Source organism: Acinetobacter sp. (assembly GCF_036666595.1).
GTDB lineage: Bacteria > Pseudomonadota > Gammaproteobacteria > Pseudomonadales > Moraxellaceae > Acinetobacter.
This window is the reverse complement of the sequence record NZ_JAVWVO010000001.1, coordinates 612,702-626,110: the sequence shown is the minus strand read 5'-3', so window position 1 is coordinate 626,110 and position 13,409 is coordinate 612,702. Positions and strand designations below refer to the sequence as shown.

At 42.2% G+C, this 13,409-nt stretch carries 13 protein-coding genes; 9 read left to right on the top strand and 4 right to left on the bottom strand.

The genetic code is table 11. The annotated features are described in order from the left end of the window. The first annotated feature begins 50 nt into the window (after positions 1-50). The 8 genes from RR876_RS02950 to RR876_RS02915 all read left to right on the top strand — a co-directional run bounded on the left by RR876_RS02950 (position 51) and on the right by RR876_RS02915 (position 8,084). Complete coding sequence (locus RR876_RS02950) at positions 51-1,496, top strand: coniferyl aldehyde dehydrogenase (RefSeq protein WP_332477586.1); 1,446 nt, start codon at positions 51-53, stop codon at positions 1,494-1,496. Positions 1,497-1,610: 114 nt separating this feature from the next. Then, positions 1,611-3,329, top strand: a complete 1,719-nt coding sequence (locus tag RR876_RS02945; RefSeq protein WP_332477587.1) for a GMC family oxidoreductase — start codon at positions 1,611-1,613, stop codon at positions 3,327-3,329. Positions 3,330-3,808: 479 nt separating this feature from the next. Next, positions 3,809-4,243 carry an arsenate reductase (glutaredoxin) gene (gene arsC / locus RR876_RS02940; protein WP_332477588.1) on the top strand — a complete coding sequence of 145 codons (435 nt, stop codon included), beginning with the start codon at positions 3,809-3,811 and terminating at the stop codon, positions 4,241-4,243. A gap of 57 nt (positions 4,244-4,300) precedes the next feature. Further along, positions 4,301-4,621, top strand: a complete 321-nt coding sequence (locus tag RR876_RS02935; RefSeq protein ID WP_332477589.1) for a metalloregulator ArsR/SmtB family transcription factor — start codon at positions 4,301-4,303, stop codon at positions 4,619-4,621. A 6-nt stretch (positions 4,622-4,627) separates the two neighbouring features. Further along, a complete protein-coding gene (locus RR876_RS02930; RefSeq protein WP_332477590.1) occupies positions 4,628-5,101 on the top strand; it encodes an arsenate reductase ArsC in 474 nt (157 codons plus the stop codon). Positions 5,102-5,108: 7 nt separating this feature from the next. After that, the gene (gene arsB / locus RR876_RS02925) at positions 5,109-6,152 is read left to right on the top strand and encodes an ACR3 family arsenite efflux transporter (RefSeq protein WP_332477591.1); all 1,044 of its coding nucleotides are present in this window, start codon (positions 5,109-5,111) and stop codon (positions 6,150-6,152) included. Between the two features lie 5 nt (positions 6,153-6,157). Then, complete coding sequence (gene arsH, locus RR876_RS02920) at positions 6,158-6,862, top strand: arsenical resistance protein ArsH (protein WP_332477592.1); 705 nt, start codon at positions 6,158-6,160, stop codon at positions 6,860-6,862. Positions 6,863-7,016: 154 nt separating this feature from the next. Next, entirely contained in the window at positions 7,017-8,084 is a 1,068-nt protein-coding gene (locus tag RR876_RS02915) for an ArsO family NAD(P)H-dependent flavin-containing monooxygenase (RefSeq protein ID WP_332477593.1), read from the top strand. A 274-nt stretch (positions 8,085-8,358) separates the two neighbouring features. Here RR876_RS02915 and RR876_RS02910 read toward each other — a convergent pair whose 3' ends face one another. Genes RR876_RS02910 through fahA form a run of 3 tightly spaced genes read right to left on the bottom strand, consistent with a single transcriptional unit; the run spans position 8,359 to position 10,899 of the window. Further along, the gene (locus RR876_RS02910) at positions 8,359-8,934 is read right to left on the bottom strand and encodes a VOC family protein (protein ID WP_005005954.1); all 576 of its coding nucleotides are present in this window, start codon (positions 8,932-8,934) and stop codon (positions 8,359-8,361) included. Between the two features lie 21 nt (positions 8,935-8,955). Beyond that, positions 8,956-9,594 carry a maleylacetoacetate isomerase gene (gene maiA, locus RR876_RS02905; RefSeq protein ID WP_332477594.1) on the bottom strand — a complete coding sequence of 213 codons (639 nt, stop codon included), beginning with the start codon at positions 9,592-9,594 and terminating at the stop codon, positions 8,956-8,958. Positions 9,595-9,615: 21 nt separating this feature from the next. Next, positions 9,616-10,899: a fumarylacetoacetase gene (gene fahA, locus RR876_RS02900; RefSeq protein WP_332477595.1), complete on the bottom strand. Its 1,284-nt coding sequence runs from the start codon at positions 10,897-10,899 to the stop codon at positions 9,616-9,618. A 185-nt stretch (positions 10,900-11,084) separates the two neighbouring features. Here fahA and RR876_RS02895 point away from each other — a divergent pair, with 185 nt between their 5' ends. Next, positions 11,085-11,906, top strand: a complete 822-nt coding sequence (locus tag RR876_RS02895; protein WP_332477596.1) for an IclR family transcriptional regulator — start codon at positions 11,085-11,087, stop codon at positions 11,904-11,906. A gap of 254 nt (positions 11,907-12,160) precedes the next feature. Here RR876_RS02895 and RR876_RS02890 read toward each other — a convergent pair whose 3' ends face one another. Continuing rightward, positions 12,161-13,387, bottom strand: coding sequence for an amino acid aminotransferase (locus RR876_RS02890; RefSeq protein ID WP_332477597.1), 1,227 nt, complete (start codon positions 13,385-13,387; stop codon positions 12,161-12,163). Positions 13,388-13,409: the final 22 nt, after the last annotated feature.

Below are 13,409 nucleotides of genomic sequence, written 5' to 3'. Positions count from 1 at the left end.
ATAGAAAAGAAGTATTGAATCACCATTTTTAGCCGTGAAAGGAAAAGCATATGCAACTTACGGTTCAGTCTCATATCGAGCAAACAGTGATAGAACAGACATTACACGATTGTTTTCAATTACAGCGCAAAAGCTTTCATGACCAAGGCATTGAAACGATTGCACAACGCAAGCAACATTTACTGAATTTAAAAGCACTGATTAACGATCACCGTGAAGCAATTATTGAAGCCCTGAATCGTGATTATGGCAATCGTTCGCGTCATGAAACTTTATTGGCAGAAATTATTACTGTCACGGATGATATTAACGGCAGCATCAAACATTTGAAGCAGTGGACCAAAGTACAAAAACGACATGTCGATCATAGCCTGTATTTTGGTGCAAAAAACCGTGTGATTCCGCAGCCGCTGGGGGTGATTGGAATTATTGTGCCGTGGAATTTCCCCATCAATTTGATGTTTTCACAGTTGTCGGCCGTGTTTGCTGCGGGAAATACCGCTATGGTTAAAATGTCTGAAAATTCAAGACATTTGGCCGAATTGCTGATTGAGTTAAGTCCCAAATACTTTAAAGCGGAAAAATTACAGATTTTTGATGAGACTGGTGAAGTGGGCATCGCATTTTCAAAACTGCCGTTTGATCACTTGATGTTTACTGGCTCTGGTGCGACAGGGCGTAAAGTCATGGGCGCTGCAGCACAAAACTTGACGCCAGTGACTCTGGAGCTAGGCGGAAAATCTCCTGCGGTGATTGACCCTGAATACCCCATCGATAAAGCTGTAGAACGCATTATGTTTGTGAAACAGTTTAATGCGGGACAAATTTGTACCAATGTCGATTATTTATTTGTGCATGAGTCGAAGTTACAAGCGTTTATTCAGGCCGCGGCAGCATGGGTGCAAGAACATGTGCCTGATATTTATAGCAAAGATTATACTTCTGTGATTGATGAGCGCGCATTTCAGCGCTTAGTACATAGCTTGGCCGATGCTGAAGCCAAAGGGGCCAGTTTGATTAATTTAAATCAGCAAGAGCCTGATGCGGCGACACGAAAATTTCCACTGACTTTGGTGTTGAACAGTAATGATGAGATGGAAATTGATACGCGTGAAACCTTTGGCCCGATCTTGATGGTCAAAACCTACCAAAAGCCTGAAGAGGTGGTGGACTATATTGTTCAGCGTGATCGTCCATTGGCCTTTTATCCATTTAGCAATAATAAAAGCTTAGTCGAATTTTATATCAGCAGAGTTATGTCGGGCGGGGTTTCGGTCAATGATGCTTTATTTCATGTCGGGCAGCATGACTTGCCATTTGGTGGGGTCGGTGCCAGCGGGATGGGGCACTATCATGGTTATGAAGGCTTTTTGACTTTTTCCAAAATGCGTCCTGTGTTTTATCAGGCGGGTTTCTCAAGTTTGAAGTTTCTCGCGCCGCCTTATGGAAAATTTGCCAATTGGCTGCTGAATTTGTTGATTCGCATGAAGTCATAAGCTCTTAAATTTTAAAACCTCAACATCAAATTTCACTTCAAGATAGATATTTTGAGGTGAAGGGATTGGTGTATTTAAAAACAGAAAAATAAAACTATTAAAGGAGTTAATAGGATGAAGAATAAAGATTTTGATTTTGATCAAATCGTGATTGGCTCAGGCTTTGGTGGATCGGTCAGTGCTTTACGTTTGAGTGAAAAAGGCTATAAAGTCCTGATTTTGGAGAAAGGATTACGCCGTGAAGATAAGGATTTTCCAACCACCAATTTAGACACCAAAAACTATTTGTGGCGGCCTGAACTGGGATTCAGAGGTACGATGCAATTTACTTTCACCAGTAAAACCACCATTTTGCATGGGGTAGGCGTTGGTGGGGGCTCACAAATTTATGCCAATGTACATTTAATTCCACCTGATGCTGTTTTTGAGTCCGAGGCATGGACCAAGATTCGTAAAGACTGGAAAGAAACCTTAAAGCCATTTTATGGTCTCGCTCAACGTATGTTGGGTACAGCGAATAATACTTATACCAATATTGCAGACGACACGTTAAAAGAAGTTGCGAGTGAAATTGGATATGCAAACTCCTTTAAAACGGTGAATACGGGGGTCTTCTTTTCGCAAGTAGCTGGTCAAGAAGGACAATTAGCGAAAGATCCGTATTTCAATGGAGATGGACCAGATCGTAACTCCTGTATTTATTGTGGCAGTTGTATGTTGGGCTGTCGTAATAATGCCAAAAACACCCTCATGAAAAACTACTTGTATTTTGCTGAGCGTAATGGGGTAGAAATTCGTCCAAGTTCTGAAGTCCTCAAAATTACGCCATTGAGTGAGGATGGTCGTGAAGGCTATGAAATCATCGTCAAAGAAACTTTAGGCAAGGATGTTCGTCAGTATAGTTTACGCAGTCGTGGGGTAGTGTTATCTGCAGGGGTGATGGGTACGGTACCAATGTTGTTAAAAATGCGGGATCAGCATAAGACTTTACCTAATATTTCTTCATTGCTGGGACAGGAAGTTCGGACGAATTCGGAAACCCTAACCACAGTGAACAACACAGGAAAAAAACTGGATGATGGTGTGGCAATCAGCTCCTTTATTTCGGTCGATGCAGATACCAATATCGAGGTCACGCGTTTTCCTGAAGGTGCAGATGCTTCATGGATTTATATTCCATACGTGCCGATGGTGACCGGTCAGGGCTTTATGCGCTTTATGAAGTTTGTGTTCAATACTTTAATACATCCCTTAAAAACTTTTAAAGTACTACGCTATAAGGGTAAAGCCAAAGACTCGATCATTTTATTGGTGATGCAAAAATCTGAAGCGTTCATTCATTTTGAATGGCGTAGAAAGTGGTATCGATTATTCCAGAATAGTATCACTGCCGTGCAAAAAGAAGGGGACACGCCACTCACCGTTTCATTCCCTGCGGCTGAAGAAGCCACTAAAATGATTGCGCAAAAGTTAGGTGGAGAGCCAGGTTCTGCACTTACTGAAATTCTACTGGGAACGCCAACGACAGCACATATTATGAGTGGTGTCGCGATGGGCAATGACAAGTCGAATGGCGTTGTGGACTTCACTGGTCAAGTCTTTGGTTATCAAAATTTACGCGTATTAGATGGTTCGATTGTACCTGGAAATTTAGGTGTGAATCCCTCACTAACCATTACCGCACTGTCTGAATTTGCGATGAGTCAAATCCCAGTGTTCTCCGCAGAGCGGGCAGCAAAGATTCAGCGTATTGAATTTAGTCAGCCTTTAGAGGGACAGGTGTCTGACTTGAAGGGTGCTGGTGATTTAGCCAGTGCATTAAGTAATGCTTAAAAAAAGGAATATGGTTTGGGCGGGTGATGGTGCCTAATACGGCAAATTAGACAGTCGAAGTAATGAAATATTGAGATCAATATTTCATTGACGTTCACATATACCGCGTTAGAGGGTGTTGCTGCTGTGTTGGGCTATGATTCAGAAATTCCTAAGGTAAGAGGGCGATAAGTTCTCTTACCTTTTCGCCGATCAATGATTTAGGTTATTACGAAGCCTATCTATAAACCCAAAAGCCATGGTTTATTTTTTCTTGTTATAAAATATGACAAGTAAAATCAAAATAATAACTAAGATCAAAGTAATCATGACTGTTTCCATAGCTTGACCTCTAAATCTTGGATTTTATCTAATTTTAACACGCTCATTCGATCACTATATATTCTAAAAAGATCATTTTTTGTTCTTTAAATATGGAATTGCATATATATGGATATTCATATATAAATGTATTTAAAGATTCCATTGAGTTTGAGTAAATGACTGCTACACCAAACATTAAGATTTATCACAATCCAGACTGTGGTACATCACGTAATACATTGGCATTAATTCGTAATGCCAATATTGAACCTGAAATCATTGAATATCTTGTCAATCCTCCATCTAAAAGTGAGCTCATTCAGTTGATTGCGGATGCGGGTTTAACGGTGAGAGAAGCAATTCGTAAGAATGTTGATCCTTATCGTGATCTAGAACTGGATCGTGAAGATTGGACGGATGAGCAACTGCTTAACTTTATGCTTCAGTATCCAATTTTAATTAATCGTCCATTTGTGGCCACTGAGTTCGGAACACGATTATGTCGTCCGTCAGAATTGGTTTTAGAAATTCTGCCACTCCTACAAAAGGGTGCTTTTAGCAAAGAAGACGGTGAACAAGTGCTGGATGAAAACGGGCAGAGATTAAAATAAACATGTGCTGGGTATCTGTGAGTATTGTTATATCCAGAGGTATGAGTGAGTGAAAGTATGGATCAAATCAATTTTTTTAAATGTTTAGCTGATGAAACGCGATTCAACATTGTGATGTTGGTTGTGGTTAATCATGAGCAGTGTGTCTGTGATTTGACTGAAAAATTGCAACTCAGCCAACCTAAGATTTCGCGGCACTTAGCTTTACTGCGCTCTTCAGGTCTTCTACAAGATCGACGTCAAGGGCAATGGGTCTATTACAGTCTCAATCCCAATTTACCCACTTGGTGCGTAGACGTCTTAAATACCCTCAAAAATACTGACTTACAGCCCCAAATTGAACGCCCTTTTTCGCAAATAAAGAGTTATTGCGAGTAGCACAATATGAAATTAATTTTTTTATGCACAGGAAATAGCTGTCGCAGCATTTTGTCCGAAGTGCTGTTTAATCGTCGTGCGCCTGAAGGTTGGAAAGCCTACAGTGCAGGCAGTCAGCCATCGGGACAGGTGCATCCACTGACCATTGAAACCTTGGAAAATCTAAGCCTTTCAACCGATGGTTTGTGGAGTAAAACGATTGATGACTGTGAACAATATCAAGCTGACGTGGTGATTACGGTTTGTGATTCGGCAGCGCAAGAAGCGTGTCCACTGTATTTAGGTGGAGCGATCAAGGCACATTGGGGTTTGGCTGATCCATCACACTTAGACTTACCTAAAGAAGAAAAATTACAGGCCTTCCAAGTCACTGTGGATCATATCAACCGTCGTTTAGATGCATTGTTGGCACTGGATACAGCGCACATGTCTCGTCCTGAATTGATTGCTGCAATCAATCACATCTCAGATATTGAATGAGAATATCATGGCTCAACAAAGATTATCTTTTTTAGATCGTAACCTCACGTTATGGATTTTCATTGCGATGGGGTTGGGAATAGCGATAGGTGTGTTCTTTCCACAAGCCTCAGTGGCATTGGACAAAATGAGTGTGGATTCCGTCAATATTCCAATTGCGATTGGTTTGATTCTGATGATGTATCCACCTTTGGCAAAAGTGGACTATGCTGCGCTACCAGAAGTGTTTAAAGACAAAAAAACCTTAACTTTGTCTTTGGTGCAGAACTGGGTGATAGCACCAGTATTGATGTTTGCCTTAGCCATTATTTTTCTACACAGCTATCCAGAGTATATGACAGGCTTAATCTTGATTGGGTTAGCGCGCTGTATCGCCATGGTCTTGGTTTGGAATGGTTTAGCCTGTGGGGATAACCAATATGTTGCTGCATTGGTGGCCTTTAACAGTATCTTCCAGATCTTATTCTTCAGTACCTATGCTTGGTTGTTCTTGACCTTCTTACCACCGTATTTTGGTGTTGCAGGACAAGTGATCAATGTCGATTTCTGGACCATTACCCATGCGGTACTGGTGTATTTGGGAATTCCATTTTTCCTTGGCTTTATGACGCGATTCATACTGGTTCGTGTTAAAGGTCTGGATTGGTATCAACATGTCTTCTTACCGAAGATCAGTCCACTGAGTTTGTTGGCGTTATTGTTCACGATTGTGGCGATGTTTAGTCTCAAAGGGAACGATGTGGTGAGCTTGCCACTCGATGTCTTGCGTATTGCCATTCCACTGACCATTTACTTTATCGTGATGTTCTTCATCAGCTTCTTTATGAGTAGGTGGATGGGGAATGACTATCCTAAAACCGCAGCAATTTCTTTTACTGCTGCGGGGAATAACTTTGAATTGGCGCTGGCTGTCGCGATTGCAACCTTTGGTTTGGCTTCACCTGTCGCATTTACCACGGTGATTGGCCCATTGGTTGAAGTACCAGTGTTGATTGCTTTAGTCAGTGTGTCTTTGTGGCTTAGAAAAAAGTTTTTTAAAGCAGAGGTGTAATTTCTATGACTCTCCCAAATGTAGATATGAATCTTCTCGATCAGCTGACTTTAGAAAAAGTACAGGCCAAAGCGCTAGATCATCCACCCCGTATTTTGCTGCTGTATGGTTCTAACCGTGAGCGTTCATACAGCCGATTGGCGGTGATGGAAGCCGGGCGTATTTTGGAGCAGTTTGGTGCTGAAGTAAAAATCTTTCATCCTAAGGGCTTGCCCTTACCTGAAGATGCGGATATGGAACATCCAAAAGCCAAAGAACTACATGAGCTTTTGGCTTGGGCAGAAGGGATGGTATGGTGTTCGCCGGAACGTCATGGCTCAATGAGTTCAATTTTCAAATCGCAAATTGACTGGATTCCACTGGCAGGTGGTGCGATTCGTGCAACCCAAGGCAAGACTTTAGCCTTGATGCAGGTCAGTGGCGGTTCGCAGTCTTTTAACAGCTTAAACCAGATGCGTATTTTAGGCCGTTGGATGCGTATGATCACCATTCCAAACCAATCGTCTATTCCCAAAGCTTTTTTAGAGTTTGAAGAAGATGGCAGGATGAAACCTTCAGCCTTTTATGATCGAATTGTTGATGTCATGGAAGAACTATATAAGTTCACTTTGCTCACTCGCGGGCAAAGTCAGTACCTCACAGACCGTTATTCAGAGCGAAAAGAGTCGGCAGAAGAATTATCTAAGCGTGTCAATCAACGTAGCTTATAAACTTTAGGTGATCCAAGATGTTGAAAAGTAGCTTGTGCAATTGAAAAGCCTAATTACAGATTTGATCAATTTTTAAAAGTCGCTTAGTTTGTTGAATAGACTGGGCTTTTTTAATTATGAATATGGCTTCACTATAGCAAATGAGAGAATTGCTTTGGCACAACTACAAGCAGAAGTCGATGTGATTATCATTGGTGGTGGTCAGTCGGCACTTGCTACAGCTTATTTCTTAAAACGTAAAAAAATTCCATTTGTGATTTTAGATGATCAAACGCAGGCGGGTGGAGCATGGCTGCATGCTTGGCAGTCGCTACGCCTTTTTTCACCGCATACATGGAGTTCGTTGTCAGGTTGGATGATGCCAACGACTGAACACACCTACCCAACGCGAAATGAAGTGATCGAATATTTGTCGGCATACGAGAAACGCTATCAATTTCCGACCATTCGGCCAGTCCATGTCGATCATATTGAACAAGAAGATGACTATTTAGATGTGTATGATGGAGATCAATATTGGCGGACAAAGGCTGTGGTTAGTGCGACAGGTACATGGAGCCAGCTTCATATTCCCAATGATATTGGACGTGAAAAATTTAAAGGAATACAGCTTCATTCAGCGGACTATGTCAATGCAACACCTTTTAAAAACAAGACAATCATCGTTGTAGGTGGTGGAAACTCAGGCGCACAAATTCTTGCCGAAGTTTCAAAAGTGGCAAAAACGACTTGGGTCACGACGACAGCACCGGCATTTTTATCAGATGATGTGGATGGGCGAGTCTTGTTTCTTCGTGCAACGGAGCGTTTAAAAGCACAACAGGAAGGTCGGAGTTTGGAACAGCTCGCAGGTGGATTTGGAGATATTGTCATGATTGACAGTGTCAAAGAGGCAAGAACACGAGGAGTTTTGCACAGTCGAGAGCCTTTTGTCGCATTTGCTGAGCATTCAGTTGTTTGGGCTGATGGTTCAACGCAAGCGGTAGATGCTGTCATTTGGTGTACAGGATTTAACCCTGCACTTAATCATTTAAGAGGTCTTGGTGTGGTAGAGCCAGATCAAATGGTTGCTGTCCATAATGGGCGTTCAATGAAAGTAAATAATTTATGGTTGGTTGGCTATGGTGAGTGGACAGGCATGGCATCGGCGACTTTAATTGGAGTGTCCAGAACAGCAAGAGCTGCGGCTGATGAAATTGCTGCCTATTTGACTGGTGCTTAAACCTATAAGTTTAAAGGGATGCATAGACAGGTTTCATGCATGAACAATTCGATTTGATTCGATATGGATGAGAACGGACATAGGGTTCGCCGTGAAGCAAATGGAAAGCAATTATTGATGATTGATAGGAGATTTAAGGTGCTCTAAGTAGCTAATTAAAATAAGAATAGCTTTCTATTTAAATCAGAAAAGCAGCCGAAGCTGCTTTGCGTTTTTTTTATCATGGTTGAAGTTGCCTCTAAGGCATTCACCATCAGCACAACTTCCGCCAGACTTAAGCGTCTACTTTGGCGGTACGAGAGTTATGACTTAGTTCATCTGCATGTAGGAAATGCGTATGCTGCGGGGCACGTTTGGTTTTACTCCATTCTTCCAGCATGTCATATTTCATTTGTTCAGTAATCATGGCAATTTTTTGTGGTGCTTTTTCATCGTCATAGGCCAGTTCCAAACGATGGCCATTTGGATCAAAGAAATAAATTGAGTGGAAAATACCATGATTGGTAATGCCCAAGACCTCTATGCCATTGGCTTCTAGGTGTTCTTTAGCATCAATCAGTGCCTGACGGTCTTTGACTTTGAGTGCAATGTGCTGCACCCATTTTGGGGTGTTTTCATCGCGGCCCATTTCAGGCTGTGTTGGCAGTTCAAAGAAAGCCAGAACATTGCCGTTTCCTGCATCTAGGAAGAGGTGCATATAGGGATCAAAGGCTTTGGTTGAAGGGACATGGTCTTCAGCAAAGGCAAGAATGAAATCCATATTTAGATTTTTTTTGTACCATTCCACGGTTTCTTTGGCATCTTTACAACGGTAGGCCACATGGTGGATTTTTTCAATTTGAATGGTCATTTTTATATCCTTATAAAAAACTTAAGCAGCTTCAGGTTGCATTTCAGGTGCAGCGTGTTGAAAGGCCTCTAAAGTGTGGCAATGGCTGTAGATCGAACAAATTTTTGGATAGTCGGATAAATCAAGATTAAAACGTAGAGCGTTATAGACTTGTGGAATCAGGCAGCAGTCCGCTAGGGTAGGCTGATTGCCAAAACAGAATTTGCCATTTGACTGTTCCAGTTGTGCTTCAAGGGCTTTAAAGCCTGTTAAAACCCAGTGTTTATACCAAGCTGTTTTCTGCGCATCACTTACTTCCAATGTACCCGTCAGATACTGAAGTACCCGTAGGTTGTTGAGCGGATGGATGTCGCAGGCGATACTAAAACTAAATGCACGGATCAAAGCACGCTGCTGCAAGTTTTGAGGGAGCAGGGCCGTGTCTGGGAATTTTTCTTCTAAATATTCAAGAATGCTTAGCGATTGGGTCAGAACAAACTCTTGCTCTGCCCATGTGGGCACCAGCTCACTCGCATTGATCTGACGATAGCTTTCACTATGCTGTTCACCGCCATTATTGACTAAGTGCACAGGGACATGTTCAGCAGTCAGACCTTTTAAATTCAAGGCAATACGAACTCGGTAAGCCGCAGAACTACGAAAATAGGTATACAGTTTCATGGGCAACATCCTAGGCTGCAATTATTGGGTAAAACCAAAATCCACTGCTGGCAGAATTTTGCCGCTGACTTCACCAAAGCCAATCCGTAAATCATCTTTTTCACAATAGCCTTTCATAATGACGGTATCGCCGTCTTGAATGAAGTTACGCTGTTCGCCATTTGATAGCGTTAAAGGTTTGGTGGCATTCCATGTGATTTCGAGCAATGAACCGTAAGAATCTGGGGTTGGTCCTGAAATGGTCCCTGAACCCATTAAATCACCGACCTGCAAGTTACAGCCCGCAATCGTATGATGAGTTAGCTGCTGAGCCATGGACCAGTACATATATTTAAAGTTGGTTGTGCAGATTACATCGCTCTGGTCGTCATTCTCAGGCTGAATTTCAACCGAAAGATGAATGTCATAGCTGTTGCGGCTGTTGTCTTCACGCAGATAAGCCAAAGGTTTCGGTTCTTGTTCAGGTGAACTGGTTTTAAATGGCTCAAGTGCTTCCAGCGTCACAATCCAAGGTGAAATAGATGACGCAAAAGTTTTGGCATTAAACGGGCCAAGTGGCACGTATTCCCATTGTTGTAAGTCACGTGCAGACCAGTCATTAAACAGCACCATACCAAAAATATGATCCCACGCGTTTTCAATTGGAACAGGTTGACCTAGCTGACTTGACTTGCCTACGATAAAACCAGTTTCCAGTTCAAAGTCGAGTTTACGGCAAGCAGAAAATACGGGACGTTCTGAATCTGGCAGCTTGATTTGTCCTGATGGACGGACAATGTCAGTGCCGCTCACAATAACTGAGCTGGCACGACCATTATAACCAACAGGGAGTTCTGACCAGTTGGGCAGCAGCGCATTTTTCGGGTCACGGAACATGCAACCGACATTGGTGGCATGCTCTTTAGATGAATAGAAATCGGTATAGCCTGAGATGTGTACAGGCATATGCATTTTAACGTCTGATTGTTTAAAAAAGATCTGATCACGCAGGGTCTGATTATCACGAAGTTCAGGATTATCTGCGGACAACAAAGCTTGTAATTCTGCGCGGACCTTAGACCAATTGGCTTGACCTGATTCAATAAACATATTCAATGTCGGTTGATTAAAGAGCAGTTTGCCATCTGCCACTTTGCAATAACCATGTGCTTCCAGTACCGCCAGATCAATCACCCATTCTCCCAGCGCTACGCCGACACGAGGCTGCGAATTGTATTTTTCACTAAAAATGCCATAAGGCAGGTTTTCTAGCGGGAAATCTGAATGTGCAGCAATTTCAACAAATGACTTCAAGCGTTTGCTCATGGATATTGATCCTTTCCGTGGAAAATTTAAGTTCTAGATAGAATCATACTTATATTTTAAAATTACGCAATAAATAATTAATTTATGAATGGTGTAAATTGTTGAGCTATACTACTCTGAATGAGAGAGTCAGGTTTAGATGGCTCACATTTTTGATTTAAGTAGTACAATTCAGCGATGGAGTTATGACAACTAATGCAGCTATACAGGGTAAAGCGATGAGTGTTGAGGAAGAAAAAATACAGGGAGGGGTTCAGTCTCTGGAAGTTGGATTAACCGTATTGGATGCATTGACCGTACATAATGCACCGATGATGTTAAAAGAGCTGTCCGAAGTTTTATCCATGCATCCGGCCAAAGTACACCGTTATGTGGTGAGCTTGATTCGTAAAGGTTATGCTCAGCAATTAACGGATGGGCGTTATAGCTTAGGTGAGCGTGCACATGCTTTTGGGGTGAATGCACTCAAACGAACAGATATGTTGGAATTAAGCCAGCGTTATATTCAGGATATTCAGCAACATCTGAATTGCAGTATTCATGTGAGTAAATGGTTTGCCGATGGTGCGGTCGTGGTTCAGTCTCTAGAATCTAACCATGTCTTTAATATTATTACTCGAGTCGGTTCACGCATGCCTCTGCTGAAATCTGCGACAGGGCGCTTGCATGCCTGCTATCAGCCTGAGCACATCATCAAGCCATTATTGGAAAAAGAGTGGGAAAGTAGCGCTAAACCAGAGCAGTATCCTGCAAATTGGGAAGATTTTTTAGAGCTGAAAGCGAAAATCCTGAGTCAAGGTTATGCTTCAGTCGCAGGAGATATGATGGCTGGGATCAATGCGATTAGTATTCCAGTCTTTAATTTCACACAGCAACTGGATCATGTCATTACTTGTATTGGCACAGAAGATCAGTTACCCGAAGGACAAATGCAGCAAGCAATTGATTATGTACTTGGCGTACAGCGACAGATCGATGCTTTATTTCATCCAGCTGCTGCCATATAAAAGCGTCGATTACATTGAAAACATGAATTAAGTTTTAAATCCACCCTTTGGTGGATTTTTTTATTGGGTTGTGGAGGTTGGCAGTCGAAATATTTGATTTTTTACTGCGCTGTCTAAAGGCGAAGGGGGAATCACGAACTAGATAGCTAAGCTGAAACCCGTAGACTTAGGTTGCCTTGATTCAAGTTCTGAAAAATAACTATAAAAAAGGCTTCTGACCCTAGAGTGAGAAGCCTAAGTGAACATGATATATCTTAAGCAAGCACAGACTCAGTGGAACTTGCAGCTTTAAGCACAGTTGCCATCGACTCAGCCACATAATCAATATTGTTTAAATTCAGGCCAGCAGTACACATACGGCCACTGCGGACTAAATAAATACCATAATCGTGTTTCAGCAAATCGACCTGTTCTGCACTTAAGCCTGTATAACTAAACATGCCTTGTTGCTGGGTCAGATAGCTAAAGTCCATATCTGGTAGCGCTAGACTGAGTTTGTCTTCAAGTAAGCGACGCATCAGTAAAATACGCTGACGCATTTCTTCTAATTCAGACTGCCATAACTGAGACAAGGCTGTATCATTTAATACCTGACTTACTAATAATGCGCCGTTAGCTGCTGGGCTAGAATAAATGCGGCGGACTGTCGCTTTAAGCTGGCCCAATACATTTTGGGCAATGTTTGCGTCATCACAGACAAAGCTTAAGCTACCAACGCGTTCGCCATACAAGGAAAAGATCTTGGAAAAAGAATGGCTGACAATAAAGTTCATACCAGACCGATCTAGCGCATGTATCGCATAAGCATCTTGCTCCAAGCCTTGACCAAAACCTTGATAGGCCATGTCCAAGAAAGGAATCAAGTCATTTGCTTTTAGAACCTCAATTACTTGATCCCATTCATGGGGGGCTAAATCTGCACCTGTCGGGTTATGACAGCAAGGATGCAGTAGTACGATACTTTGAGCAGGCAGCTGCTTTAAGGTATCTAGCATCGCAGTTAGATTCACGGCATTGGTATTTGCATCATAATAAGGGTAGAAGTGGGTCTGAACACCGGCGCCATTAAAGATCGCAATATGGTTTTCCCAAGTCGGTTGACTGACCCAGATCTCGGACTGCGGAAAATATTTGTTTAAGAAGTCTGCACCTACTTTGAGTGCACCAGAACCACCCAACGTCTGAATAGTGACGACACGTCCTTGCTGACGAGCAGGGCTAGCCTGACCGAAAATGAGTTCTTGTGCAGCCTGATTAAAGCTCTTGAGCCCATCCATCGGCAAATAGACTCGGACTTTGTCATAGTCAGGGATTAAATGAGTATAGGCTTTTTGAACCGACTGTAGCTGCGGCACGATATTATCTTCATTATAATAAAGTCCGATACTGAGATTGACCTTATTCTGGCGCGTATCTTTGCTGAATTCCTCCATCAGAGAAAGAATCGGGTCACCTGCATAGGCATCAATATGTTGAAACATGAATACATCCTAATATGATAAA

Excerpts from the sequence above, each read along its gene's own strand:
- RR876_RS02950 (WP_332477586.1), top strand. The coding sequence starts at position 51 with ATGCAACTTACGGTTCAGTCTCATATCGAGCAAACAGTGATAGAACAG.
- RR876_RS02945 (WP_332477587.1), top strand. The coding sequence starts at position 1,611 with ATGAAGAATAAAGATTTTGATTTTGATCAAATCGTGATTGGCTCAGGC.
- arsC (WP_332477588.1), top strand. The coding sequence starts at position 3,809 with ATGACTGCTACACCAAACATTAAGATTTATCACAATCCAGACTGTGGT.
- RR876_RS02935 (WP_332477589.1), top strand. The coding sequence starts at position 4,301 with ATGGATCAAATCAATTTTTTTAAATGTTTAGCTGATGAAACGCGATTC.
- RR876_RS02930 (WP_332477590.1), top strand. The coding sequence starts at position 4,628 with ATGAAATTAATTTTTTTATGCACAGGAAATAGCTGTCGCAGCATTTTG.
- arsB (WP_332477591.1), top strand. The coding sequence starts at position 5,109 with ATGGCTCAACAAAGATTATCTTTTTTAGATCGTAACCTCACGTTATGG.
- arsH (WP_332477592.1), top strand. The coding sequence starts at position 6,158 with ATGACTCTCCCAAATGTAGATATGAATCTTCTCGATCAGCTGACTTTA.
- RR876_RS02910 (WP_005005954.1), bottom strand. The coding sequence starts at position 8,934 with ATGACCATTCAAATTGAAAAAATCCACCATGTGGCCTACCGTTGTAAA.
- maiA (WP_332477594.1), bottom strand. The coding sequence starts at position 9,594 with ATGAAACTGTATACCTATTTTCGTAGTTCTGCGGCTTACCGAGTTCGT.
- fahA (WP_332477595.1), bottom strand. The coding sequence starts at position 10,899 with ATGAGCAAACGCTTGAAGTCATTTGTTGAAATTGCTGCACATTCAGAT.
- RR876_RS02895 (WP_332477596.1), top strand. The coding sequence starts at position 11,085 with ATGACAACTAATGCAGCTATACAGGGTAAAGCGATGAGTGTTGAGGAA.
- RR876_RS02890 (WP_332477597.1), bottom strand. The coding sequence starts at position 13,387 with ATGTTTCAACATATTGATGCCTATGCAGGTGACCCGATTCTTTCTCTG.